The organism is Stenotrophomonas sp. ZAC14D2_NAIMI4_7, from assembly GCF_003086675.1.
Lineage (GTDB): Bacteria > Pseudomonadota > Gammaproteobacteria > Xanthomonadales > Xanthomonadaceae > Stenotrophomonas.
The window spans coordinates 2942719-2966747 of the sequence record NZ_CP025995.1; the positions used below are offsets into that span (position 1 = coordinate 2942719).

Here is a 24029-nt window from a genome sequence, read left to right on the forward strand (position 1 = left end):
TTGCAGATGGGTAAGCGGCAGCGGCGGCCGGCTCAGCGCAGTCTAGCCTGAGCGGCGGCCACTTCGTGGTCGATCTGGGCCTGCAGGTCGGCGGCCCGTGCGGCCTGCACCGCACGGGCCTGGGCCTGGCCAGCCAACGCGGCCTGCCGCCAGGCCGGCAGCAGGGTGTCGTGGATGTGGGCAAATCGCTGCAGCAGCACCTGGTCCTGTTCGTTCAACAGTTGCCATTGCCCTGCGTCCAGCGCGCGCAGGGCCGACAGTCGCTGCAGGTGGTCCACGCGCGCGGCCAGCCCGGCCTGCGCGTGTGCGGGCAGCGTCGCCAGCAATGGCCGCGCGGCATCGGCCCAGTGCTGCAGTGCCTCGGTAGCAGCCTGGGCGTGGGCGATGGCGGCCTGGCGCTGCTGCAGGTGCGCCTGCAGCCGCTGCGCCTGTTCGCGCGCCTGCAGCACCAGCACCCCCAGCTGCGACTGCAGTGCCTGCGCCTGCGCCTGGCGGGTGACGTCGCGGCCCAGCAGCCGGCCCCACCAGCTTTCCTGGCGCCGCAGCCGCGCCGGATCGGCGCCCTGCACTGCCAGAGCGATGCGCGCCAACGCCTGTACCAGGCCGTGTGCATCACCGGCAGCGGAGGCGGGCTCGCCGGCCTGCAGCGCACGCAGCAGCGGCGCGCCATAGTCGGCCAACGCCGTGGCATCGGCGCTGGCCGGCAGCTGCGGCGTGGGCAGCGGCAGGCTCACGGCAGCGGCGGTGGCCGCGGCGTATCGTCGGCACCGCTTTCCGGTGGCAGCGATTCACCATAGAAGTGGCGCATCAGTGCCTCGTCCAACGCGCGTTCTTCCGGCGTGGACGCGCGGCGTACGCGCGGGCGCCGGCGCAGGTCGGCCACCGGTTCGGCCTGCACCTGCTGCCTCGCCCAACCGGCAAAGGCCGCCAGGGTCTGCGACAGCTGCACCTGCTGTTCCTGCGAGGAGACCAGCACCTGCAGCAGCGGTGCCAGGCCCGCCTGCAGATCTTCAGCCAGCGGTGCGGCCTGCACCACGGTCGCCGCCGTGGTTGGCGCAGGCGCGGGGCGCGCCTCGGCCAGGCGTTGCAGCGCCTCCAGCAAGGCTGGCCACGGCGCGGGATCGGCGGGCGCCGCCGGGGCCTGAGCGGGCGCTGGCGGCGGCAGCTGCAGCGCGCTGGCGATGTCGGCCAACTGCGCCACCACCCGCCCACCCACATCCCCTTCGTCGGCGCCCATGGCCTTGTTGCGCAGGAAATCGCGCTTGATCTGCGCCCAGCGCTGCGCCTGCGTGTCATCCAGCACGCCACGCAGTTCGGCCAGCTTCAACAGGTTCTCTTCGGCACCGGTGGTCAGCAGCTGCGCCTCGCCCAGGTAATGGTCGGAAACCAGCTGCTGCAGCTCGTCCTCGTTCATCACCGGCGAAATCTTTTCGGCCAGCTTGTTCATGTTGCGGTAGCTGCCCTGCAGCCGGAACGGCGGCTCGGTGCGGTAGCGATCATCCTGCGCGGCACTGGCGATGTACTGCTGGTTGACCCGGTAGACCACGTCGCGCACCCGCAGCATGCGCTGCAGGGTGGCGGTGATCTCGTTCACCTCGGCCCCGCTGTAGGCATGGCTGAGACCGTTGGTGGAAACGTCCTTGCCCATCGCGCGATCAACCAGCAGGTACAGATCGGCCATGTCGCGGGTGGCCAGCGGCGCCAGCACTGGATTGGAAGTCAGGCTGTTCTCGATGTAGCTCAGGGTGAACGCCGCTTCCATGCCACCCAGCACATCGCCCAGGTTGTAGATGTCGGCGCGGTTGGCCAGCATGTCCGGAATCTTGAACACTTCGCCCGACTCGGTGTACGGGTTGCCGGCCATCACCACGCAGAACTTCTTGCCGCGCATGTCGTAGGTGCGCGTCCTGCCGCGCCACACGCCTTCGATGCGGCGCGTGCCATCGCACAGCGAAATGAACTTCTGCAGGAACTCGGGATGGGTGTGCTGGATGTCATCGACGTACAGCATGGTGTTGTTGCCCATTTCCAGCGCCAGGTTCAGCTTTTCCAGCTCCTGCCGCGAGGTGGCATCGGGCGCTTGCTGGGGATCCAGCGAGCGCACCTCATGGCCCAGCGCCGGCCCGTTGATCTTCATGAAGACCAGGCCCAGGCGGTGCGCCACGTATTCCATCAACGTGGTCTTGCCGTAGCCGGGGGGCGAAATCATCATCAGCAGGCCCATCAGGTCGCTGCGCTTGTTCTCGCCCACCGTGCCCATCTGCTTGGCCAGGTTGTCGCCGATCACGCCCAGGTAGACATCGTTGATGAGCTTGTTGCGCACGAACGAGGACAGCGGCCGCGGCTTGAATTCAGACAGCCGCAGGGTGTCGCGTTCACGGGTGATGATGCCCTGGCGCACGCTCTGGTAGGCGTGGAAGGACGGCACGAAGCGCTGCAGATGGTGTTGCAGGCGCGACTGGAAATCGTCCAGGGTGAGCACCAGGGTGCCGCCGTGGATGCGCGGATGCTCGCCCAGCAGCCCCTTCACTTCGGCGCGCAGGATGGCCTCGCTGGCGCGGATACGCAGTTGACGCTGTACCAGCAGCAGTGCCGCGGCCTCGTCGACGTAACCGGCATGCGCGGCCTGCGCCGGCAGCCCGGCCAAGGCACGCAGCCACTGCCCGGCCAATGCCCAGCGCGTGGCCAGGGGATCCTGGCTGCGCTGCAGCGCGCGCTCGAACGCATCGCGCTGGCCGGCCTGCTGCAACTGCTGGGACAACGCGTCCAGCAAGGCCTGGGCGTGGCGGCTGATGCTGAACACCGGCTCGCCATCGCGCAGTTCATCGGCCAGGTAGGCCGCGGCATCGGCGGCCATGTCGGCATCGAACGCAAGGCCGTCTGCCTGTGCGTGGTCATGCAGGGCCTGCGCCATTTCCGCGCGCAGCGCCTGCCGTCCTTCCTCCGAACCGAACAGACGGGCAATGGTGTCGGCGCCAGCCTGGCGACTGGGCCACTGCGCCACGGCATCCTCGCGCTGCTGCGCGGCCCAGAACAACAGGGCCAGCGCGCGTGCGCGCGGCGCATGCCGCAGCGGCCCGGCCGCCTGCTGCAGCGGCAACAGGGCACGCAGGATCAGCGCGGCATCATGGTCGTGGATGCCGCGTTCGTAGCCTTCGCGATAGCGCGGTGCAGCGAACGCACGCACGCGCTGGTCCAGCGCGTCCGGTTCGGCGGCATCGTGCAGCAGTTGCGGCAGATCCAGGCCGTCGCGCCCCGCTTCGGCGGCACGCAGCAGGCAGCCAGCCAGATATTCGCCGCGGTAGATCGCGTCGGATTCCGAGTCCAACGTGACCGGCCAGAATGGCTTCAGCGCGTCCAGTCCCGGGTCGTGCAGGGTTTCCAGGAAGTCGGTGCCGGTGAGGTGGATGGCCAGTGTGTCGCCGCGCGGCAGCAGGGTCAGGTCGAGTGCCTGGGTGTTCACGCTGAAGCGATGGCGCGGCCCCAGCCGCACCACATTGCCACCGGCTTCGTACAGGTCGCTGCGGTCACGCAACTGGCGCACGGCCTGGTCGCGCACGCCCTTCAGGCGCGCCTCGATATCGTCGGCCTTCACATTGTCGCGCAGCGCACGCAGGCGCTCGGCCAGTTCGCGCAGCTTGAGGATCAGCGGGTCGCCGGCGAAGAAGGCATTCAGTTCGTCGGCGCTGGCGAAGCGTTCGGTGCGCTTGGCCAGGCCGTCGAGGATGCGGTTGGCCGCATCGAGCACCGAGCGCGCCTTGCGCTGGCGATCATCCAGCAGCGCCTGCTTGTGCGTGTCGAAGGCTTCCACCAGCTCTTCGCGCTTGCTCAGGATGTCGCCGAGGAACTGCTCGTGCTCGCCGAACTGGCTTTCCAGTTCTTCCAGCTGCACCAGCAGGCGCGACAGCTGGTCGTCGGCTTTTTCCGGATCGCTGGCCATGGCCAGCGCGCTGGTGATCGATTGCGAGAACAGGGCGAACTGCGCGGCAAACTGCGCCACCGATTCGGCGCTGCCCAAGGTCTTCCTGCGCTGTTCGGCACGGGCGCGGGCCTGGTTCAAGCGGCCATACAGGGTGGAAATGGCTTCAACCACTCGCGTGCGTGCGGTGGCGTCGTCCACCTTCAGGCCTGCCATCAACTGCGACAGCATGTCCAGGTCTGCGGCCATGTCACGCAGCCCCTGCAGCTGTTCGTCCAGCTGGCGCGCACTGGCGGCCTGCTGGGCCGCTTCATCCAGCGCCTGCAGGCGCGCAGCCAGCGGTGCCAGGGCTGCATCGCCGGCCAGGAAGCTGCCGGTAGCCGCGCCCACCCGCTCATGGGCCTGCACCAGTTCGGCGCCCATCGCTTCGATGCGGTCGGTGTCGATGTAGCGCAGTTCACGCAGGGTCAGCAGGCGGCCGCGCAGCGCCGTGATCGCGTTCAGCGCCTCGACGAAGGCCTGCACTTCGTTCCAGTTCTCCGGCTGCAGGCGGCCCAGCAGGGTCTTGAAGGCGGCTTCCGCCTCGGCCATGGCCTGCGCCGACTGCTGGCGGATCGACTGTACTTTCTCGTATTCGTCCAGCACCGACTCGCCGGTGGCGCTGATCTGCCGAAGGAGGGCCTCGGCGCCGTCGCAGGCCTCGTCACCCAGCCAGTGGTGTGCATCGAACAGGCGGCGGGTATCGGCCACCAAGCGCTGATAGCGCTGCACCGACACGTCCTGGCCGTCGATCTCGCGGGCCAGGTTGAACAGGTTGGAGATGCCACGCACCAGTTCGGCGTTGCCGATGCGGCCCATGAAGGTGTTGCCCGGCGGTCGGCTGGCAGCGAATTCGTCACTGCTGAACGGCGTCTGCCAGACCTGCATTGGATGGATGCGGGTGGGTTCGGTGCCTTCGGCGTTGAACAGCACCATGCGCCCATCCTGCATGAACGCGTAGCCGTGGCCGAACACCGGGTTCTGCAGCACGCGCTGGATGGTGTTGTACACGAACAGGGCCGAGCGGCCGCCTTCGCGCTCGTAGAAGATGTACAGCACGTCTTCGCCGTTGGGCGAGCGGATGCTGCGCTTGAACTGCATGCCGGCCATGGAGGCATCGAAGGCCTTGTGCTCGCCGCCCTGCAGGTAATAGCCGCCGGGGAAGATCACGCCGTGGTCTTCGGGCAGCTGCACGCAGGCCTGCACGATGGCATCGTTGCGCACGATGGCGCCGGTGAGGGTGTTGTAGATCAGGCCGCGCCAGATCGTTTCGCGGTACGGCAGCACCTTCAGCAGCAGCAGCGAGCCGACCCGGGCGAACTCGAACTGCGCATCGTCCAGTGACTGGGTGCTGTCTTCCACCGGCTCGCTGTAGATGCCCTGCCCGGTCTCGGTGTTGTTTTCCACCTTGATGGTCAGGTCGCCACCGGTGGTTTCCACGAACAGGGTATCGAGGATGTTCAGGTGCGAATGGCGGCCGTTCACCGCCAGGTCGCGGGTGGCCTTGGTCCATTCGAAATCGAACGGCGGCGGCAGGGCGATGTCACGCTCGCCGCGCGCATCCAGGTAGGTCAGTTCGCCATCGCGCGACAGCGCCCAGCGGAACACGCGCACATCGCTGCTGCGTTCGCCGATCTGGAACGAGGCCAGCAGCTTGTCGCCCACCACGATCAACTGCAGCAGGCGCGCGTGCTTGTAGTAGGCATACAGCTCGTTGAAATCGTGCACGAAGCCGGGCTGGTCGAGGAAGCTGCCCTTCAGCTCCAGCGCAGCCACGTCGTAGCCATCGGGGCCCTGCAGCAGGCGGTACAGGCCGAACACATCCTCGATGCGGGTCTGGGTCTTCAGCCCGATGAACACGTTATAGCCGAACAGCAGGCGATCGGGGCCGACCTGCACGATGTCGCGGCCGACGCAGTTGTTCTCACTGCGGATGCGGAAGCGACCGACCACCTCCAGGCGGCTGTCGCCGAACTCGGCCAGGCGCTGCCGGTTCAGGGTGTCGGCCAGGGCCTGCAGGCGCTGGCCCTGTTCCACCAGACGGCGGCGCAGCACTTCGTAGGCACCGCCCTGGGCGACGGCCTGGTCGACGGTGTCGGCCGCCGCCGCGGTGGCGCTGTCGGCGGTTGAATTCGTTTCGGACATCAGCAGGCTTCCCGCTCACGGATGGACGGCCGCTGCGGCGGCCGTCGTGGACGTGCGGTGGCCATGACGGCCACCGCGCGGTGCATCAACGGGCGCTGTCGACCACGGTGGCCGACACGGTCGGCACCGCCTCGGCGTCCTCGGCGATCTGCCGCGCTGCCGGTTCGGCCACGGCCACGCCCAGGTAGCGCTGCATCAGCTCCTGCACGATCGGGCTCTTGCCGGCGAAGCCTTCGATCGACTTGCCCAGCGAGACCGCCTTGACCAGGTTCTCGAACATGCCGCCGTCGCCGCCGACCAGATCGATGTCGGCATTGCGCAGGGCGCTGGCGATGACGTTGGCGTTCTCGCGCGAGACTTCCTTGCCTGCCTCGATCGACGCCAGCGCCTGCTTCAGGCTGTTGTCCAGCATCATGCGGAACTCCTCGTGGCCACGTGCCTGGTCGCTGAGCGAAGCGATGGCTTCGAATTTGCGCACCAGGCCTTCAGCCTCGGCCAGCAGCTTCTTCTGCACCACGCCGGCTTCGGCATTGCCCAACGACTCGGTGGCGGTGGCACGGGCCAGGCCCATCTTCTCTTCGCCCTGCGCCTGTGCCTGCAGCGTCTCGGCCAGCACGCGTGCCTCGTTGCTGCCCTGCTTCAGGGTGGCATCGGCCTTGGCTTCGATCACGCGGGCCTCGGCAATGCCGACCTTCTCGATGGCCAGCGCCGAGGCTTCACGCACCTGCGCTTCGGCCAGGCCCGGCGCAGCCTGTTCGGCGCGCAACGCATCGGCCAGCAAGCGCTTGGCCTCGGCCTGCTTGCCGGCCGCTTCGTGCTCGGCCTGGGCCAGGGTGGTCAGTTCCACCGCACGATGCTTGGAGGCGGTTTCGCGCGCCTGCGCTTCCTTCACTTCGCGCACCAGCGCTTCCTGCGCCTTGGCTTCGGCTTCCAGGATCAGCACCTGCTTCTGGCGGTCGGCTTCGGAGACTTCGCGCACTTCCTTGATGCGTTCTTCTTCCTGGGCCACGGTCTTGTCGATGGAGATGCGTTCGCGGGTGATGTTGGCCACGTCCATCTTGCCCTGCTCGACCACCTTGTCACGCTCCACGCCCTGCAGCTGCACTTCGCGGTCGGTGGTGACCTGCTCCAGCTGGCGGGCGCGCTCCACGCGCTCGGCTTCGATGGCCACTGCGCGCTGGCGGTTCTGCTCGGCCACTTCCACTTCACGCAGGCGGTTCTGGTCGCGGATCTCGATCAGCTGCTGCGCTTCGATGCGGGCGTTCTCGGACAGCTGGCGCTGCTCTTCCTGCACCTTGGCCGTCTCGGCTTCCTCGCGCGCACGGATGGTTTCGATCTCGCGCTTCTGCCGCGCCTCGGCCTCGGCCTGCTGGCGTTCCAGGGCCAGCAGTGCTTCGCGCGCTTCCACGTTCTTCTTGGTGATGGCGAGCTTCTCGTTCTGCTCCAGCTCGTTGGTCACCACGTTCTGCGCGGCGGTCAGCTCGGTGATCTTGCGGATGCCCTGCGCGTCGAGGATGTTGAACTGGTCCAGCAGCGCCTTCGGGGTCTGCTCCAGGTAGTCGATGGCCACGTCTTCCAGCACGTAGCCGTTGAGATCGTTGCCGATGACCGCGATGATCTCGTCGCGGAATTCCTGGCGCTTCTCGAACAGTTCGGTGAAGTCGAACTTCTTGCCGACCGTCTTCAGCGCCTCGGAGAACTTGGCGTTGAACAGCTCATCGACCGCGTGCTTGTCCGAGGCACGGTCGGCGCCGATGGCCTTGGCCACGCGCAGCACGTCGGCCTGGGTCTCGTTCACCCGCAGGTAGAAGGCCACGGCGATATCGGCGCGCATGTTGTCGCGGCAGATCAAGCCTTCCTTGCCACGACGGTCGATCTGGAGGGTGATCAGGCTGATGCGCATCAGCTCGGCGCGGTACAGCACCGGAATGATGAGCGCGCCGGTGAAGTGCACCTTGGGCGTGGAGCTCATGTCGTTGACGATCAGGGCCACGCCCTGGTCAACCTTGCGGTAGAACGCCTTGAACAGTCCGGCCAGGCCCAGCAACAGGCCTACGACGACGATGATCCCGATCAGGAAGGGGGCCGCGCCAGCGAAACTCATCAGTGATTCTCCTTGTTGCCCGGAAGCAGGTTGTCCTGGAAATCGAGGGCGACCGCGTCGGCGCGGACCACCCGGTAGTAGTGCTGTTCGGCCACGTGCTCGACCAGCACGATGCGCTCGCCACGCTGCAGTTCGGTGTCGCTGCGCACCTGCAGGATCAGCCCGGCGCCGCCATCATCGACAGTGGCATGGCCGCTGCGGGCGTCCACCCGCGGCGAGGCGACCACGCCCACCCGGCCCAGCAGGGAGGCCTGCGCAACCGGCTGCAGGCGCTGCAGGAAACTGCGGATGGGCCGCAGCAGCAGTGCGGTGATCGGCACGGCCGGCAGCGGCGCGAGCACGGCCACCAGCGTGCCGAAGCCCCAGCGCAGCACGTCCGGCAGCGGCAGCAGGATGAAAAGATGGATGAAATAGGTCAACGCCCAGCCGAAGAACCCCAGCAGGGTGACCACCACCATAACCGGCACCCCGCCCAGGCCGAAGCGCTGCAGCAGGGCCGACAGGCCGTGCAGATCGGTGCCACCGTCGAGCGCGCCATCGGCGCCGAGATCGCCGAACCCGTCATCGACCAGGCCAAAGGCGGCAAGCCCCCAATACACCAGCGCCACCGACAGCACCACGCTGTACGGCAGGGTCGGGTAACCGAACACTACGGTCAGGAACTCCTGCATCGCTTGCCTTCCAGGGCTGTGGGCGCGATACGCCCGTTCGGACACCGCCGGTGGCGGCCCCGTCGATCCCCGCCGCGGCCCTCATGGCCGCAGCGTTCCCTTTTATCCTATGTGAAGAGGACGTGCAGGGACAAATGTGAAGACGCGGGGCAGCGACCATTGCAGCCGGCCCCGCCCCGTGGCCGTCAATCCAGCACGGTGCAGTCGGCGCTGCGGACTTCTTCCACGAAGGTGCGCATCTTGTAGCCGTCCTTGATGCCCGGCTCGACTTCGATGCCGCTGGATACGTCCACGCCCCAAGGCAGGGTCGCCAGCACGGCTTCCTTCACGTTGTCCGGGGTCAGGCCGCCGGCCAGCAGGAACGGACGGTGCAGGCCGGTGGGAATGCGCGCCCAGTCGAAGGCCACGCCGGTACCGCCGCCGCCACCAGGCGCATGGCTGTCGAACAGAAAGCCGGCCGCGCTGGGGTAACGCAGTTGCAGCGTGCGTGCGTTGACTTCCTCGCGCCCGCCCATGGCAATGGCCTTCAGATAGGGCATGTTGAAGCTGCGGCAGAAGCTTTCGTCTTCTTCGCCGTGGAACTGCAGCAGGGTCGGTCGCACGGTGCGCAGCACCTCGCGCACTTCTTCCTTGCTGTTGTTGCGGAACAAGGCCACCACGTCGACCATCGGCGCGATCGCCTGGCGCATCGCCCGGGCTTCGGCCGGGGCCACGCGGCGGCTGCTTTCACGGGCGAAGATGAACCCCACCGCATCGACGCCCAGTTCACCGGCCAGGCGCACGTCGCCGGCGCGGGTCATGCCACAGAACTTGATGCGGGTGCGGTAGTACGAGCGGCTCATAGAGTGACCTCGGCGGGCAGGTGCCAGTTGTCGGGGTACAGTGGTCCCAGGAACACCAGTCCCTGCGGGGGAGCAGTGGGCCCGGCCACGGTGCGGTCGCGTCCGGCGAGCAGTTCGGCGATCCATTCCACTGGTTTTTCGCCGCTGCCAACCAGGATCAGCGAACCGACGATATTGCGAACCATGTGATGAAGGAATGCATTGCCCTGCACCGCCACCTCGATCACCTCGCCCTGGCGGCTGACCTGCAGCGACTGCAGCTCGCGCCGCGCATGCAGGGCCTGGCACTGCACCGAACGGAAGGCGCTGAAGTCGTTCTCGCCCAACAGGGCCTGGCCGGCCTGGTGCATCAGGCCGGCATCCAGCGCGCGCCGCTCCCAGCTCAGGGTCTGCCGGTCCAGCGCGGGGCGCACCTCACGGTTCAGCAGACGGTAGCGGTAACGCCGTGCCCGCGCCGAAAAGCGGGCGTGGAAATCGTCGGCCACCGGCACGCACCAGCGCACCGCAATGGACCGCGGCAGACGGGTGGTGGTGCCCAGCATCCACGCGCGCGGGTCGCGCACGACATCGGTATCGAAATGGACGACCTGGCACTGGCCGTGTACGCCGGCGTCGGTACGCCCGGCACAGACCACCTGCAGCGGCGCATCGGCAACCGATGACAGGGCCTGTTCCAGGCTGGCCTGCACGCTGGGACCGCCTTCGCCCAGGTTCTGCCAGCCCCTGAAATCGCTGCCGTCATATTCGACGCCAAGCGCGTAACGCATGTGCTACCTCGATCTTGCCTTGGGGGGTGCGGTCAGGCCGGATCGCGTTCGGACCAGACCGCCAGTTCGTTGCCACCGGGTTCGATGAACTGGAAGCGGCTGCCACCCGGGAACGAGAACACCTCGCGCACGATGCGGCCACCGGCCTGCTGGACCGCGCTCTGCACCGGCAGCAACTGGTCGGCGTAGAGCACCAGCAGCGGCGCGCCGGTGCTGGCCTGCTGCGGCGTTGCGCGGTAGAAGCCGCCCTGCAGGCGGCCATCATCGAACGCGGTGTAATCACTGCCGTAATCGACGAACGACCAGCCGAACACGGCTTCGAAGAACGCACGGCTGGCGGCGGGATCGCTGGAGGCGAATTCAACATAGTCGATGCGGCGTTCGCGGGTCATGGCAGTGTCCGTCATGGGGAATCAATCCAGGCGTGCCAGCAGTTCACGTGCCTGCGCCTGGCAGTGCACATCGCCCTGCTCGGCCACTTCCTGCAACAGGGTGCGCGCGGTCTGCGCATCGCCCAGGTCCAGATAGGCGATGGCCAGTTCCAGCCGCTCCTGGCCGGGGCGCGGCGCCCAGTCGTGTGCATCGGGCTGTGCGGCAACCGGCACTTCCTCGACGGACTCAGCGGCGTCGGACGCTGCGACCGCGGGGTCTTCGTGCGGCTCGGCCGGCAGGTCGAACACGCCGCGGAACTGCGGCTGCTGCTCGGCGTGCAGGGCGTAGTCGGGTACGCCCACGGCCTGGGTTTCCGCAGGGGCCGCATCGACCGGCACGGCCTCGGCTTGCGCTTCCGGTTCCGGTTCCGGTTCCGGTTCCGGCGCATCCCATTGCGACGGCGCGGCCACGGCGGCCTGCAGTTCGCCTTCGGTGCCCTCAAGCGTCGTGCTCGCGTCGGACGGGTCGGCCTGCTCGGAGGCGGTGTCCTCCGCGTTCTGGTGGGTGTCGGCCGCGATGGCCCATTCCGGCATCGCCGGCTCCTGGCGTCCGTCGTCAGACGCCGGGGAGGCCCACGCCGACTGCTCGGCCAGGGTGTCCAGCGCCGCACCGGCCGGTACCGCTGCGGCCAGGGCAGCCGCATCGCTCTCGTCGCGCAGCGGCGGCAGGGGCGAAGGCTTGCGCCGGCGCATCAGCCAGGCCGCACCTGCAATGAGCAGCAGCAGCGGCAGCCCCAACCAGTACCACGGGGTGCCGGCACTGGTTGCGCCCGCCGGCTGTTCCAGGCGTTGCTGCGCAGCAGCCAGGTCGTTGTCTTTCAGGGCGATCAGCGACTGCTGCTGGTCCTTCAGCTTTTCCAGTTCGGCCACGCGTTGCTTCAGCTCGCCGATCTCGGCGTCGCGGGTGGCGATGTCTTCCTTGGCCTGTCGCAGTTGTTCATTGCCCAGCATGTCACCCTCGCTGCCGGCAGCGGTGCCGGTGGTTGTGCCCGCGTGGGCGGCGTCGGCCGCCAGCGCTGGAGCAATCTCAAGACGTGCCCCGGTGGCGGGGGCTGGTGCAGCCGATGCCGTAGTGGCGACCGCCGCCGGTGCGCCGGCCGGTTGTGGCACGGTGCGTGCCTGCCGCCATTGCGCGGCGTGTTCGCGCAGCATGGCCGCCGCTTCGGCCGCATCGACGGCAGCCAGCGCGGCCTGGTCCGGCACCCGCAGCACCGCGCCCTGCTTGAGCAGGTTGGCGTTGCCGCGGATGAAGGCTTCGGGGTTGGCGCGCAGCAGGGCGATCATCGCCCGGTCACGGCTGACCTGGTTGCCACGCGCGACCGCGTCGGCAATCTGCGAAAGCGTCTGCCCGTGCTGCACGGTCACGCTGCCACTGGCGGCCGGCGCCACGGCGCGCGGTGCCGCCGCGGCCGTTGCACGCGCCGGGGCGTTGGCTGGCGTCGACGGTGCAGACGGCGCAGCGGCAGGCGGCGTGGGTGCCGGGGTGTCGCGGACGATGGTGTCCGGCAACATACCCGCCGGCGCCACGATTTCCGGTTCGGCCACGGCCAGGGCACTGGCCGGTGCATCCACCAGGGCGGAGTATTCGCGCACCAGGCGCCCTTGGCCCCAGTCGGCTTCGATCAGGAAACTCAGCGACGGGGTCTCGACCGGCGTCTGCGAGGTCACCCGCACCACCGCCCTGCCCTGCGCATTGGTGGTCAGTTCGAACTGCAGTTCACTGACCAGCCCGGTCGGCCGTTGCAGGCCCACGCGTTCGAAGGTGACCGGCGAGGCCAGCGCCACCCGCAGGTTTTCCAGTTCGGCGGGATCGGCCGAAACGACGGGGATCTCGGCCAGCAAGGGCTGGCCGGGGCGCGACAGCACGCGGATGTCGCCCAGACCCAGGGCCATGGCCGAACTGCTGGCCAGGGCCAGCAGCGCTGCGGAAAGATAGGTGAGCGGGCGGCGCGCGCCCTTGGCCCGTTTGTTCATGGGCGACACTATAAAGCGTGCGGACCAAGGTCCGCACCCACCGATTGAGGCGGTCCACACCCACCGGATGGCGGCGATGCCCCGTAGAGTCGAGCATGGCGCGACTGCCTTCAGCAGAAGCAGTCGAGCATGGCTCGACTCTACAGAAGCGGGATTCAGCGCCGTTCGGCGGCGACCAGCTCGGCCAGCTGCACGGCATTCAATGCCGCGCCCTTGCGCACGTTGTCCGAGACGATCCACAGGTTCAGGCCGCGCGGGTGCGACAGGTCTTCGCGGATGCGGCCGACGTACACCGCGTCGGTGCCCGAGGCATGGGTGACCGGGGTCGGGTAACCGCCGGCTTCATGGCGGTCCACCACTTCCACGCCCGGCGCCTGTTCCAGCAGCGCACGCGCTTCAGCCACGGTGACCTTGTCGCGGGTTTCGATCGCCACCGATTCGGAATGACCATAGAACACCGGCACGCGCACTGCGGTCGGGTTCACCAGGATGCTGTCGTCGCCGAGGATCTTGCGGGTTTCCCAGACCAGCTTCATTTCTTCCTTGGTGAAGCCGTTGTCCTGGAAATCGTCGATGTGCGGAATCAGGTTGAAGGCGATCTGCACCGGGAAGCGCTGCGGGTCGATGTCCTGGAAGCTGAGCAGCTGGCCGGTCTGCTTGCCCAGCTCTTCCATCGCCGAACGGCCACCGCCGGACACCGACTGGTAGGTGGACACGTTGATGCGCTCGATGCCGTACTTGCGGTGCAGCGGCGCCAGCGCCACCAGCATCTGCATGGTCGAGCAGTTCGGGTTGGCGATGATGCCGCGCGGACGGTTGCCGATCTGGTCCGGGTTGACCTCGGACACCACCAGCGGCACGTCGTCGTCGTAACGGAAGGCCGAGGAGTTGTCGATCACCACCGCACCGGCGGCGGCGAACTTCGGTGCGTATTCCTTGGACACGCTGCCGCCGGCCGAGAACAGGGCGATTTCAACGCCGCTGGGATCGAAGGTGGCCAGGTCCTGGATCTTGATCTTCTGGCCTTCGTAGTCGACTTCGCCACCGGCCGAGCGCTCGGACGCGAGCAGGCTCAGGGTGCCGACGGGGAAGCCGCGCTCGGCCAGGATGGACAGCATGGTCTCACCGACCGCACCGGTGGCGCCGACGATGGCGACGTGGAAGCTGCGTTGTGCATTGCTCATGGGGGAACTCTCACGAAAAACGGGAAGGGGAAAACTCACGCACGACAGCTGGGTTCGGGGAACCTCCTCGGACGGGGCGCGTGGAGGTTCCCTATCGTTTCCCGCTTTTTTTAACCAGCACGGCACGCGCGGCCAGGGCCGCGTCGGCATTGATCGCGCTCGGCATGGCGGTCGGGCTGCCCGACACACCCAGGCCGGCCAGCAGGTTGTCCACCGCCAGCTGCACCATGGCCGTGCGCGTGCCCAGCGAGGCGCTGCCGATATGCGGGGTCAGCACCACGTTGCGCAGCGCCAGCAGTTCCGGGCGCACCTTCGGCTCGCCTTCGTAGACATCCAGGCCGGCCGCGGCCAGCCGGCCGTTGGCGAGCGCATCGACCAGGGCCAGTTCATCGACGATGCCGCCGCGGGCGATGTTCACCAGGGTGGCCGACGGCTTCATCTTCGCCAGCGCGGCCGCATCGATGATGTGGTGCGAGGCCGGGGTGTACGGCAGCACGGTGACCAGGTGGTCGGACTGCGCCAGCAGCGTGTCCAGGTCCACGTAGGTGGCGCCGAGCGCGGCTTCGGTCTCGGCCGGCAGGCGCGAACGGTTGTGGTACAGCACTTTCATGCCGAACCCGTGCGCACCACGGCGGGCGATGCCCTGGCCGATGCGGCCCATGCCGAGGATGCCCAGCGTGCTGCCATGGATGTCGGCGCCGAGCATGGTCTGGAACGACCACTGCCCCCACCGGCCTTCACGCAGCCAGCGCTCGGATTCGGTGATCCGGCGCGCGGTGGCCATCAGCAGGGCGAAACCGAGGTCGGCCGTGGTCTCGGTGAGCACGTCCGGGGTGTTGCTGGCCAGGATGCCGGCCGCGCTGAGCGCGTCCACGTCCAGATTGTTGTAGCCCACGCCGACGTTGGCGATCACCTGCAGCTGCGCGGCATCGGCCAGCTGGGCCGCGCCGATGCGCTCGTTGAGGGTGATGATGGCGCCGTCGACCGAGGCCAGGCGCTCGGCGATCTGCTGCGGCGACCAGGCGGTGACGGTTTCGGTGGCGAGCAGCCGCACGCGATCGCGCAGCGGCGCGATGGCCGCGTCGATCAGCGGCTGGCTCACCCATACCGTCGGCCGGGTATCAGCCATCGATCTGCCCGGGAATGCGCGGGGTGATGGTACCGACGTCGCCACACTGGGCGCGGTGGCGCAGGGCCTGGTCCATCAGCACCAGGGCCATCATGGCCTCGGCGATGGGGGTGGCGCGGATGCCCACGCAGGGGTCGTGACGGCCGGTGGTGACCACTTCCACCACATTGCCTTCGGTATCCAGTGACGGACCCGGCAGGCGCAGGCTGGAGGTGGGCTTCAGCACGATGGAGGCGACCACCGGCTGGCCGGTGGAAATGCCGCCGAGGATGCCGCCGGCATGGTTGCTGGCAAAGCCCTGCGGGGTCAGCAGATCGCGGTGTTCGGTGCCCTTCTGCGCGGCGCTGGCGAAGCCGTCGCCGATCTCCACGCCCTTGACCGCGTTGATGCTCATCAGCGCGGCGGCCAGGTCGCCATCGAGCTTGCCGTAGATGGGTTCACCCCAGCCCGGCGGCACGTTGTCGGCCACTACGTCCACGCGCGCACCGACCGAATCACCGGACTTGCGCAGCGCATCCATGTACGCCTCCAGCTGCGGCACCTGTTCGGCGTGCGGCCAGAAGAACGGATTTTCTTCCACCGCCGACCAGTCGAAACCGGCCGGACGGATCTCGCCCAGCTGCGACAGGTAGCCACGCACGGTCACCCCGAAGCGCTCGGCCAGCCACTTCTTGGCGACCACGCCGGCAGCCACGCGCATGGTGGTTTCGCGGGCAGAGGAACGGCCGCCACCGCGCGGATCGCGGATGCCGTACTTGTGCCAGTAGCTGTAGTCGGCATGGCCCGGACGGAACTGCTGGCCGATGTTGGCGTAATCCTTGCTGCGCTGGTCGGTGTTGCGGATCAGCAGCGCAATGGGGGTGCCGGTGGTCAGGCCCTGGTACACGCCGGACAGGATCTCGACCTCGTCGGCCTCGCGCCGCGCGGAAGTGTGCCGGCTTTTGCCGGTGGCGCGGCGCTGCAGGTCGTGGGTGAATTCGGCCGCATCCAGCGCCAGCCCCGGCGGACAGCCATCGATCACGCAGCCGATGGCCGGCCCGTGCGACTCGCCGAACGTGGTGACGGTGAACAGCTTGCCGAACGAATTGGAACTCACGGGCGCTGCGCCGCCAGTTCGGTGATGCGGGCGCTGTGGGCGATCAGTTCACGGCATTCGACTGCGAAGATGCCCATCTGGCCGACCTTGAATTCGATCCAGGCGAAGTCGACTTCCGGCAGCAGCTTGATCAGGTGCTGTTCGGATTCGCCCACTTCGCAGATCAGCAGGCCGTCCTCGCTCAGGTGCAGCGGAGCGTCGCGCAGGATCTTCAGCACCAGGTCCAGGCCATCGTCGCCGGCGCGCAGGCCCATTTCCGGCTCGTAGGAGTATTCCTGCGGCAGGGCATCGGTCTCGTCGTTGGTGACGTAGGGCGGGTTGGTGACGATCAGGTCGTAGTGGCGACCGGTCAGGCCGTTGAACAGGTCCGACTTCAGCAGGGTGACGTTGTGCGCCTGCAGGCGCTCCTTGTTCTCTTCGGCCAGCGACAGCGCTTCATCGCTCAGGTCCACGCCATCCACTTCCCAGTTCGGGTAGTAATGGCCCATGGCAATGGCGATGCAGCCCGAGCCGGTGCACAGGTCCAGCGCGCGGCTGACATCGCGGCCGGCCAGCCACGGTTCGAACCCGCACTCGATCAGCTCGGCGATGGGCGAGCGCGGCACCAGGGCGCGCTTGTCACTCTTGAAGCTGAGCCCGGCAAACCACGCTTCGCCGGTCAGGTAGGCGGCGGGGATGCGTTCGTCGATGCGGCGCTGGAACAGTTCCAGCACGCGCAGCTTTTCTTCCTGCAGCAGGCGCGCCTGCCCGTAGGCCGGGCCGAGGTCGTGCGGCAGGTGCAGGCTGTGCAGCACCAGCTGGGTGGCCTCGTCCAGGGCGTTGTCGTAGCTGTGCCCGAAGGTCAGCCCAGCTTCGTTGAAACGGCTGGTGCCGTAGCGGATCAGGTCGATGATCGTGTGGAGTTCGGCGGCCGTTTCAGCGGTCATGGCGGTACTGCGGGCAAAGTGGCCCACGATTATAGGGCTTGCGGCCAACGCCGGCATCCGTTGCGACAGAAACGATCCGGCCACAGCCGGTATGATGGGGCCCACTTCGCGCGGGAGCCCCCATGTTCAATCGCAACGTCGGCATCATCCTGCTGATCGCCCTGGCCGCGGGCCTGGGCCTGCTGGCCGCGCAGCAGGTGTTCGCACCGAAGCCGGCGGCCAACCAGCCGGCCACCGAGGCGATCACCCTGTACCCACAGGCGCGCCCCCTGCCCGACTTCAACCTGGCCCAGTCCGACGGCACCCGCCTGATTCCGGGCGAGCTGAAGGGCCACTGGACGCTGGTGTTCCTGGGCTTCACCTTCTGCCCGGACGTGTGCCCGACCACCCTGGCCGAGCTGGCCGGCGCGCAGAACCAATGGGAGAACCTGCCGGACACGCTGCGCCCGCGCGTGCTGTTCGTGTCGGTCGACCCGGACCGTGACAATGCCACCCGCCTGGGCGAGTACGTGCACGGGTTCCACAAGGACACCCTGGCCGCCAGCGCCGACATTCCTTCGCTGGAGCGCTTTGCCACCTCGCTGGGCTTCGTGTTCCAGAAGGTGCCCGGCAAGCACTTCGACGAGAATCCCGAGGATTACACCGTCGAGCATTCGGCCAGTCTGGCCGTGCTTGACCCGCAGGGCCGGCTTGCCGGCCTGGTGCGCCCCCCGTTCAACGCGCCGGCCATCGCCCGCGACCTGCAGAAGCTGACCGAGAAATCCGCCCCATGAGCCTGACCACTGCCCTGACGTACGCCCTGCCCCACCGCCTGCTGTCCTCGATGGCGCGCTCGCTGGCGTACTCGGACCATCCGCGCGTATCGCGCTGGTTGATCGACACGGTCACCCGCAAGTTCGACGTCAACCTGGACGAAGCGGCCAACCCCGACCCGCGCAGCTACGCCACGTTCAACCAGTTCTTCACCCGCGCGCTGAAGCCGGGTGCACGCGTGGTCGATGCCGACCCGCGCCGACTGGTGATGCCCGCCGACGGCCGCATCAGCCAGCTGGGGAAAATCGAGGCCGGTCGCATTTTCCAGGCCAAGGGCCAGTCGTTCACCGCCGCCGAGCTGCTGGGCAGCGCTGAGGACGCCAAGCCGTACAACGATGGCCTGTTCGCCACGGTGTACCTGTCGCCGCGCGACTACCACCGCGTGCACATGCCCTGGACGGGCACCCTGCGCGAAACGGTGCACGTGCCGGGCCGTCTGTTCAGCGTGGGCCCGGCAGCGGTGAACGGCGTGCCGCGCCTGTTTGCCCGCAACGAGCGCCTGGCCTGCCATTTCGACACCAGCTTCGGCCCGATGGTGAGCGTGATGGTCGGCGCACTGCTGGTGTCGGGCGTGGAAACGGTATGGGGTGGTGAAGAGATTCCCGCCTACGGCGACCGCATCACCCGCAAGGATTACCGCGGCCAGGGGATCGTGCTGGAGCGCTTCGCCGAGATGGCACGCTTCAACTACGGATCGACGGTGATCGTGCTGTTGCCGCCAGGTGTGGCCGAGTTCGCCCCGCAGCTGGGCGCTGAAAGCCCGGTGCAGCTGGGCCAGGCGCTGGCAACGCTGCGCTGAGGCTGCGGGGCGTCGGGGATTCCCCGGATTCTCGGCATGCCGGGAATGCCGGGAATGTCATCGTAGAGTCAAGCTTGCTCGACGCTACTGGAGGGTCGGGGCCGGGCCGACGTCCACGCCGTCGTAGTCTTCAACGCCCAGCTGGCTGGCCAGTGCGGCCAGTTCCTGGTTGCGCAGGTCCAGCGAGGCTTCGTCGTGGATCTCGACGCGCTCCACGTGCAGCACGTGGAAGGGCGCATCGCCCTCTTCCGGCTCCTGCTCGAACTGGTCCACCACCGTGTAGCCCTGCTCCTGCAGGCTGGCAGCCAGCGCCTGCAGGCGCTCAGGGGTGGAATGCACGAAGTAGTAGCCCCACAGCAGGGGCGCGCTGAGATCCCAGTCGGTGTTCTCGCGCAGGTTCTCGAACAGGTCGCGGGTGGCTTGCAGGTCCATGCGGGGGGGGTCTCCGGGCAGTTACTTGTCGCAGCCCTGCAGCTTCAGGGTCTGGCCCTGGCGCAGGCTGTAGGAAGGAGCCTTCAGGCCATTGGCGCGCGCCAGCACCGGCACATCGCACTGGAACTTGGCCGCAATACGGCCCAGGGTCTCGCCCTTGCCGACCTTGTAGCTGCGTGCCGGCTTGGCGCGCGGCGCGGGGGCCGGACGCGGTGCAGCCACCGGCGCGCTCGGGGTCGTAGCCACCGGGCTGGCCGCGTTCGGATCGGCCACCGGCACCAGCCCGCCCACCGCGACGCTGCCGGTGTAGGTGGTCGCGCTGGGGCGCACGATGGCCGCGTTCAGATCGGCGGTGATGAGCGTGCGCGCCAGGTCCGCGCGCGGGCCGCTGACGCAGTTGCGCTGGTACAGGCTGGCGATGCGCGTGGTGGCATTGATGAGGGTGCCGGCCGGAATCCAGCCATCGGCTTCATAGCGCGGGTTGAGGTTGCGCAGCGCGCGCATGTAGCCATCGCGAGTGCCGTGGCTGCCCAGGCAGATGGTCAATTCATAGATGGTGGTCGAACGGGCAAGTCGCACCGTGGCCGGCTGCGCGTTGATCTTCGGGAATTCCACGCCGTACTGCTGCGGGTGCAGGTAGATCCACGCCGCGGCGATCACCATCGGCACGTAGTCCTTGGTTTCCCCCGGGAACTGGTTGTAGACGCGGTCCACCCAGAAGCTCTGCCCCGGGTTTTCGCGGGCCACGCGTGCGGCACGGCCTTCACCGCCGTTGTAACCGGCCAGCGAAAGCTCAACGCTGTTGTTCAGTTCGCGCATGCGCTCGTTGATGTAGGTGGCGCTGGCTTCGGCCGCGCTGCGTGCGTCGAAACGGGTATCGAAGCCGGTGCCATCCGGGCCCAGGCCGAAGCGGCGGCCAGTGGCCGGCATGAACTGCATCAGCCCGGCCGCACCGGCACGCGAGGAGGCGTGCACGCGGCCATTGGATTCCTTGGCCATGATGCCGAACAGCAGGGCCTCGGGCAGGCCACGCTTTTCCCACTCGGGCCACATCACCGCGCGCAGGTTCTGGTAGTTCTCGTAGGTGGTCATCAGCGCCGGGCGCATGTCGGTCAGCCAGCGGCGGATACCTGCCTGCACCGCCGGGTTGTACTCGACCATGTTGTCGAAGGCATGGCGCTTGTCGTTCAGCAGCGCAGCGGCGCGCGCCGCCTCGGGCACGTCGGCGGCCAGCGGGCCCACGTGGTCCGGGTCTGCCTCCAGGCGGTCGCCGGCGTCGGCGCTGGCGTCATCGTCGCTGGCGGCGTCGGCGTCACGCTTCAGCAGGCGCTTGTAGGTGGCCAGCATGCTGCCCATCTGGCAGCCCTTCTGCTTCACGCATTCGCTGATGACATCTTCCATGTCCTCCAGCGCGGCATCGGCCTCGTTGCTGCCCTTGGGATCGGCATTGGCCACCAGCAGCAGGGCGTCGCCATAGCGCTTCTCGGCCGCGGCCATGCGCTGCTGCAGCGCGTCCACTTTCACCTTGTCCCGCGCCGACACCCGCTGCGCATGGGCGTCGGGCGCCAGGGAAACCAGGCCAACCAGGGCCAGCAGCGGCCAGGTGCGGGAAATCAGGACAGGAACGGGCATTGGTGGCACTGTGTGCGAAACAGGCAGGCAGAGTAGCGGTGCCGCCAAGGTCCGGGCAACCCGGCCGGCGACCGGCTGCCGCTGCCGGTTAACATTGACCGCATTCACCACAAGGGCTGGACCATGGATCCGATTCTGCTCGGCAAAGGCATGACCGACGATGTGGCCGTTACCCTGCTGCCGAAACTGGGCAACCGCCACGGCCTGGTGGCCGGCGCCACCGGCACCGGCAAGACGGTCACTCTGATGACCCTGGCCGAGGGCTTCTCGCGGCGCGGGGTGCCGGTGTTCCTGGCCGATGTGAAGGGCGATGTCTCCGGCCTGGCCGTGCCCGGCACGGGCAGCGACAGCCTGCTGCAGCGCGCCGCGCAGATCGGCGTGGCCGACTACGCCCCGGAAGGCAGCCCCACCGTGTTCTGGGACCTGTACGGCAAGCTGGGGCACCCGGTGCGCACCACCGTCAGCGAAATGGGCCCGACCCTGCTGGCGCGCATCCTGGAATTGAACGATACCCAGTCCGGCGTGCTGGACATCGTGTTCAAGCTGGCCGACGACCGCGGCCTGCTGCTGCTGGACATGGACGACCTGCGCGCCCTGCTGGCCCTGGTGGCCGAAGAGCGCAAGGACATTTCCACCGAGTACGGCCTGGTCAGCGCGCAGTCGATCGCCGCCATCCAGCGCGCACTGCTGCGCCTGGCCCAGGACGGCGGCGAAGGCTTCTTCGGTGAGCCGGCGCTGGAGCTGGCCGACATCATGCGGGTCAATCACGACGGGCGCGGCGTGATCGGCATCCTGGCCGCCGACCAGCTGGTGCTCAAGCCCAAGCTGTATTCCACTTTCCTGCTGTGGCTGCTGTCCGAGCTGTTCGAACAGCTGCCCGAAGTGGGCGACCTGGAAAAGCCCAAGCTGGTCTTCATCTTCGACGAGGCGCACCTGCTGTTCGACGACGCACCGGCCTCGCTGGTGCAGCGCATCGAACAGGTGGTGCGACTGATCCGCTCCAAGGGCGTGGGCGTGTATTTCTGCTCGCAGTTCCCCGACGACGTGCCGGCCAACATCCTGGGCCAGCTGGGCAACCGGGTGCAGCATGCGCTGCGCGCGTTCACCCCGCGCGACCAGAAGGCGGTGAAGACCGCCGCCGAAACCTTCGTGCCGAACCCGAAGCTGGACGTGGCCAAGGCGCTGGGCCAGCTCGGCACCGGCGAGGCGCTGGTGTCCACGCTGCAGGACAAGGGCGTGCCGATGCCGGTGCAGCAGACGATGATCGCCCCGCCCCGCTGCCGGATGGGGCCAGTGACCGAGGCCGAACGCGCGCAGGTGCGCGCCGGCAGCCCGGTGGGCACCCGCTACGACACGGCGGTGAACCGCGAATCGGCCGCCGAACTGCTGGCCCAGCGCGCGCAGAAGGCGGTGGAGAAGGCCGAGGCCCCGGCCGCACGCAGTCGCGAGCAGGACGAGGCGCAGGAAGGCGGCTTCGGCCAGGCGATCAAGGATGCGATCTTCGGCACCAAGCGCCGCCAGGGCATGATTGAAACCATGGCCAAGCAGACCACCCGGACCGTGGGCACCAAGCTGGGCAACCAGATCGTGCGCGGATTGCTGGGCGGCATCTTCGGCGGCAAGCGCTGAGCGTTCGCTGCCGGGGTCAGAGCCCTTTCCGTGGGAAAGGGATCTGACCCCGGGGTCGGATCCCTCCTGCCAGGGAGGGCTCCGACCCCATTCCTTACTCCTGAAAAGAATACGTACTGCATGTCCCGTTGGCGCCCCCCCGCAGAAAAAAGCACTGCCCTGATCACCGCCGCCGGCCATGCCCGGCTGAAAGCCGAACTGGATGAGCTGTGGCGCGTGCACCGCCCCGAGGTGGTGAAGGCGCTGGCCGCGGCCGCGGCCGAGGGTGATCGTTCCGAGAACGCCGAATACACCTACCGCAAGAAGCAGCTGGGCGAGATCGACCGCCGGGTGCGCTATCTGACCAAGCGCCTGGACGCACTGCGCGTGGTGGACACCACCCCGACCGACCCGCAGGCGGTGTTCTTCGGCGCCTGGGTGGAGCTGGAAAACGTGGACAACGGGCAGACCAGCCGTTATCGCATCGTCGGCCCGGACGAAACCGATGCCGGACTGGGCTGGATCAGCATTGATTCGCCACTGGCGCGGGCGCTGCTGAAGAAGCGCATCGACGATGAGTTTTCGGTGGAACTGCCTGGTGGGCAGTTCACCTTTGCGGTGATCGGCGTGGAGTACCCGCCGCTGTAGAGTCGAGCCATGCTCGACTGATCTCAAAAGCAGTCGAGCAAGCTCGACTCTACCTGGCGGTGTGCAGCGGCAGCGGGTACTGGCGCCCTTCGCGCAGCGGGCGGAAGTAGACGGCATCCGCGTAGAAGGCCGCATCCTGTACCTCGTGCCAACCGGGAATGCCGGCCAGCGGCAACGGTCGCAGCTGCAATGGATCTGTCAGCGCCCGGTCCTGTTCAATGGCCTGCACCACCGTTTCGATGCAGGCCGTGTCTTCATCGCCGCGCACCACCACGCATTTGCCCACCAGTCGCCGCCCGGGCAGCAGCCCCTGCTCCATCAGAGCGTGGCCAAACACGGTCGCCACCGCGATGCGCCCCTCCTTCCAGGGCGCGGGCGCGAACAGTGCAGACCAATCATGCGCGTCCCACGCAGCAAGCAACGCAGGGTCGCGCACCCGCACCACCACGCCGGTTTCATCGAACTGGGTCAGCGCGGCCTGCGCGCGGTTGCGCTGGCCGGGCGCCATCGCGGCGATGTGCCGGCATTGCTGCCCATTGAGCGCACGCTTCAGCGGCGGCAGGCAGGCCCAGACCAGCGCATTGAACAGGTCGTGCCAGTTGTCGGCGCGGGTCGCGAGGCGGCCCTGGGCAATGCGGGTTTCATAGTGCAGGCCATCGGCCAGGAGCGCGGCATCCTGCTCCACCAGCCGCAGGCCCGGCACGGCCAGACGCGCATCCAGCGCGGACACGCTGGGCCAGCCGGGTGTTGCCAGCAGGTCACGGAAGCCCGCCACACCGGCAAACAGCGGATGGTCGAACACCGCTGCCGGCACCGCCGCACGCGGCGGCGGCACGAAGCGTCGATGGCCGGCGTCGGCGGCCATCGCTG

The 24029-nt window shown here is 68.1% G+C and carries 19 protein-coding genes; 4 read left to right on the plus strand and 15 right to left on the minus strand.

Annotation, left to right across the window (positions count from 1 at the left end; translation table 11 throughout):
- Positions 1 to 32 precede the first annotated feature (32 nt).
- From C1922_RS20765 to prmB, 12 genes are all read right to left on the minus strand, one after another.
- Positions 33 to 734 carry a hypothetical protein gene (locus tag C1922_RS20765; RefSeq protein ID WP_199912181.1) on the minus strand — a complete coding sequence of 234 codons (702 nt, stop codon included), beginning with the start codon at positions 732 to 734 and terminating at the stop codon, positions 33 to 35.
- Positions 731 to 6103 carry a DNA repair ATPase gene (locus C1922_RS13605; protein ID WP_108750238.1) on the minus strand — a complete coding sequence of 1791 codons (5373 nt, stop codon included), beginning with the start codon at positions 6101 to 6103 and terminating at the stop codon, positions 731 to 733. Before C1922_RS13605 ends, C1922_RS20765 begins: the two co-directional genes overlap by 4 nt.
- Before the next feature lie 85 nt (positions 6104 to 6188).
- Positions 6189 to 8207, minus strand: a complete 2019-nt coding sequence (locus tag C1922_RS13610; protein ID WP_108750239.1) for a hypothetical protein — start codon at positions 8205 to 8207, stop codon at positions 6189 to 6191.
- On the minus strand, positions 8207 to 8878 hold the full coding sequence (locus C1922_RS13615) for an OB-fold-containig protein (RefSeq protein ID WP_108750240.1): 672 nt from the start codon (positions 8876 to 8878) through the stop codon (positions 8207 to 8209). Before C1922_RS13615 ends, C1922_RS13610 begins: the two co-directional genes overlap by 1 nt.
- 185 nt (positions 8879 to 9063) lie before the next feature.
- Positions 9064 to 9720: a phosphoribosylanthranilate isomerase gene (locus C1922_RS13620; protein WP_108750241.1), complete on the minus strand. Its 657-nt coding sequence runs from the start codon at positions 9718 to 9720 to the stop codon at positions 9064 to 9066.
- Positions 9717 to 10487 carry a tRNA pseudouridine(38-40) synthase TruA gene (truA, locus tag C1922_RS13625; RefSeq protein WP_108750242.1) on the minus strand — a complete coding sequence of 257 codons (771 nt, stop codon included), beginning with the start codon at positions 10485 to 10487 and terminating at the stop codon, positions 9717 to 9719. The genes C1922_RS13620 and truA overlap by 4 nt, the downstream gene beginning before the upstream one ends.
- A 32-nt stretch (positions 10488 to 10519) precedes the next feature.
- Positions 10520 to 10879 (minus strand): VOC family protein, encoded by a 360-nt coding sequence (locus tag C1922_RS13630; RefSeq protein WP_108751599.1) that lies wholly within the window; start codon positions 10877 to 10879, stop codon positions 10520 to 10522.
- Positions 10880 to 10900: 21 nt separating this feature from the next.
- Entirely contained in the window at positions 10901 to 12892 is a 1992-nt protein-coding gene (locus C1922_RS13635; protein ID WP_108750243.1) for a FimV/HubP family polar landmark protein, read from the minus strand.
- A 155-nt stretch (positions 12893 to 13047) separates the two neighbouring features.
- Complete coding sequence (locus tag C1922_RS13640; RefSeq protein ID WP_108750244.1) at positions 13048 to 14076, minus strand: aspartate-semialdehyde dehydrogenase; 1029 nt, start codon at positions 14074 to 14076, stop codon at positions 13048 to 13050.
- Between the two features lie 91 nt (positions 14077 to 14167).
- Positions 14168 to 15205, minus strand: coding sequence for a D-glycerate dehydrogenase (locus C1922_RS13645; protein ID WP_108750245.1), 1038 nt, complete (start codon positions 15203 to 15205; stop codon positions 14168 to 14170).
- Positions 15198 to 16301, minus strand: coding sequence for a chorismate synthase (gene aroC / locus C1922_RS13650; RefSeq protein WP_108750246.1), 1104 nt, complete (start codon positions 16299 to 16301; stop codon positions 15198 to 15200). The genes C1922_RS13645 and aroC overlap by 8 nt, the downstream gene beginning before the upstream one ends.
- Complete coding sequence (prmB, locus tag C1922_RS13655; protein ID WP_108751600.1) at positions 16298 to 17227, minus strand: 50S ribosomal protein L3 N(5)-glutamine methyltransferase; 930 nt, start codon at positions 17225 to 17227, stop codon at positions 16298 to 16300. Before prmB ends, aroC begins: the two co-directional genes overlap by 4 nt.
- Before the next feature lie 122 nt (positions 17228 to 17349).
- Between prmB and C1922_RS13660 the strand changes: the two genes are divergently transcribed.
- The gene (locus tag C1922_RS13660; protein ID WP_108750247.1) at positions 17350 to 18000 is read left to right on the plus strand and encodes an SCO family protein; all 651 of its coding nucleotides are present in this window, start codon (positions 17350 to 17352) and stop codon (positions 17998 to 18000) included.
- On the plus strand, positions 17997 to 18839 hold the full coding sequence (gene asd, locus C1922_RS13665; RefSeq protein ID WP_108750248.1) for an archaetidylserine decarboxylase: 843 nt from the start codon (positions 17997 to 17999) through the stop codon (positions 18837 to 18839). The genes C1922_RS13660 and asd overlap by 4 nt, the downstream gene beginning before the upstream one ends.
- A gap of 84 nt (positions 18840 to 18923) precedes the next feature.
- Here the strand turns inward: asd and C1922_RS13670 are convergent, their stop codons facing one another.
- Both C1922_RS13670 and C1922_RS13675 read right to left on the minus strand, forming a co-directional pair.
- On the minus strand, positions 18924 to 19271 hold the full coding sequence (locus C1922_RS13670; RefSeq protein ID WP_108750249.1) for a ribonuclease E inhibitor RraB: 348 nt from the start codon (positions 19269 to 19271) through the stop codon (positions 18924 to 18926).
- A gap of 21 nt (positions 19272 to 19292) precedes the next feature.
- A complete protein-coding gene (locus C1922_RS13675; protein ID WP_108750250.1) occupies positions 19293 to 20903 on the minus strand; it encodes a transglycosylase SLT domain-containing protein in 1611 nt (536 codons plus the stop codon).
- A gap of 123 nt (positions 20904 to 21026) precedes the next feature.
- On the opposite strand from C1922_RS13675, the gene C1922_RS13680 reads away from it, so the two are divergent.
- Both C1922_RS13680 and greB read left to right on the plus strand, forming a co-directional pair.
- A complete protein-coding gene (locus tag C1922_RS13680) occupies positions 21027 to 22532 on the plus strand; it encodes a helicase HerA-like domain-containing protein (protein ID WP_108750251.1) in 1506 nt (501 codons plus the stop codon).
- Between the two features lie 120 nt (positions 22533 to 22652).
- Positions 22653 to 23159, plus strand: coding sequence for a transcription elongation factor GreB (gene greB, locus C1922_RS13685; protein WP_108750252.1), 507 nt, complete (start codon positions 22653 to 22655; stop codon positions 23157 to 23159).
- 49 nt (positions 23160 to 23208) lie between these two features.
- Here greB and C1922_RS13690 read toward each other — a convergent pair whose 3' ends face one another.
- Complete coding sequence (locus C1922_RS13690) at positions 23209 to 24024, minus strand: DUF3025 domain-containing protein (protein WP_108750253.1); 816 nt, start codon at positions 24022 to 24024, stop codon at positions 23209 to 23211.
- Positions 24025 to 24029 lie beyond the last annotated feature (5 nt).

What these genes read in the sequence shown, in the direction of transcription:
- C1922_RS13605 (WP_108750238.1), bottom strand. Translation starts at nt 6,103, where the DNA reads ATGTCCGAAACGAATTCAACCGCCGACAGCGCCACCGCGGCGGCGGCC.
- C1922_RS13610 (WP_108750239.1), bottom strand. Translation starts at nt 8,207, where the DNA reads ATGAGTTTCGCTGGCGCGGCCCCCTTCCTGATCGGGATCATCGTCGTC.
- C1922_RS13615 (WP_108750240.1), bottom strand. Translation starts at nt 8,878, where the DNA reads ATGCAGGAGTTCCTGACCGTAGTGTTCGGTTACCCGACCCTGCCGTAC.
- C1922_RS13620 (WP_108750241.1), bottom strand. Translation starts at nt 9,720, where the DNA reads ATGAGCCGCTCGTACTACCGCACCCGCATCAAGTTCTGTGGCATGACC.
- truA (WP_108750242.1), bottom strand. Translation starts at nt 10,487, where the DNA reads ATGCGTTACGCGCTTGGCGTCGAATATGACGGCAGCGATTTCAGGGGC.
- C1922_RS13630 (WP_108751599.1), bottom strand. Translation starts at nt 10,879, where the DNA reads ATGACCCGCGAACGCCGCATCGACTATGTTGAATTCGCCTCCAGCGAT.
- C1922_RS13635 (WP_108750243.1), bottom strand. Translation starts at nt 12,892, where the DNA reads ATGAACAAACGGGCCAAGGGCGCGCGCCGCCCGCTCACCTATCTTTCC.
- C1922_RS13640 (WP_108750244.1), bottom strand. Translation starts at nt 14,076, where the DNA reads ATGAGCAATGCACAACGCAGCTTCCACGTCGCCATCGTCGGCGCCACC.
- C1922_RS13645 (WP_108750245.1), bottom strand. Translation starts at nt 15,205, where the DNA reads ATGGCTGATACCCGGCCGACGGTATGGGTGAGCCAGCCGCTGATCGAC.
- prmB (WP_108751600.1), bottom strand. Translation starts at nt 17,227, where the DNA reads ATGACCGCTGAAACGGCCGCCGAACTCCACACGATCATCGACCTGATC.
- C1922_RS13660 (WP_108750247.1), top strand. Translation starts at nt 17,350, where the DNA reads ATGTTCAATCGCAACGTCGGCATCATCCTGCTGATCGCCCTGGCCGCG.
- asd (WP_108750248.1), top strand. Translation starts at nt 17,997, where the DNA reads ATGAGCCTGACCACTGCCCTGACGTACGCCCTGCCCCACCGCCTGCTG.
- C1922_RS13670 (WP_108750249.1), bottom strand. Translation starts at nt 19,271, where the DNA reads ATGGACCTGCAAGCCACCCGCGACCTGTTCGAGAACCTGCGCGAGAAC.
- C1922_RS13675 (WP_108750250.1), bottom strand. Translation starts at nt 20,903, where the DNA reads ATGCCCGTTCCTGTCCTGATTTCCCGCACCTGGCCGCTGCTGGCCCTG.
- C1922_RS13680 (WP_108750251.1), top strand. Translation starts at nt 21,027, where the DNA reads ATGGATCCGATTCTGCTCGGCAAAGGCATGACCGACGATGTGGCCGTT.
- greB (WP_108750252.1), top strand. Translation starts at nt 22,653, where the DNA reads ATGTCCCGTTGGCGCCCCCCCGCAGAAAAAAGCACTGCCCTGATCACC.
- C1922_RS13690 (WP_108750253.1), bottom strand. Translation starts at nt 24,024, where the DNA reads ATGGCCGCCGACGCCGGCCATCGACGCTTCGTGCCGCCGCCGCGTGCG.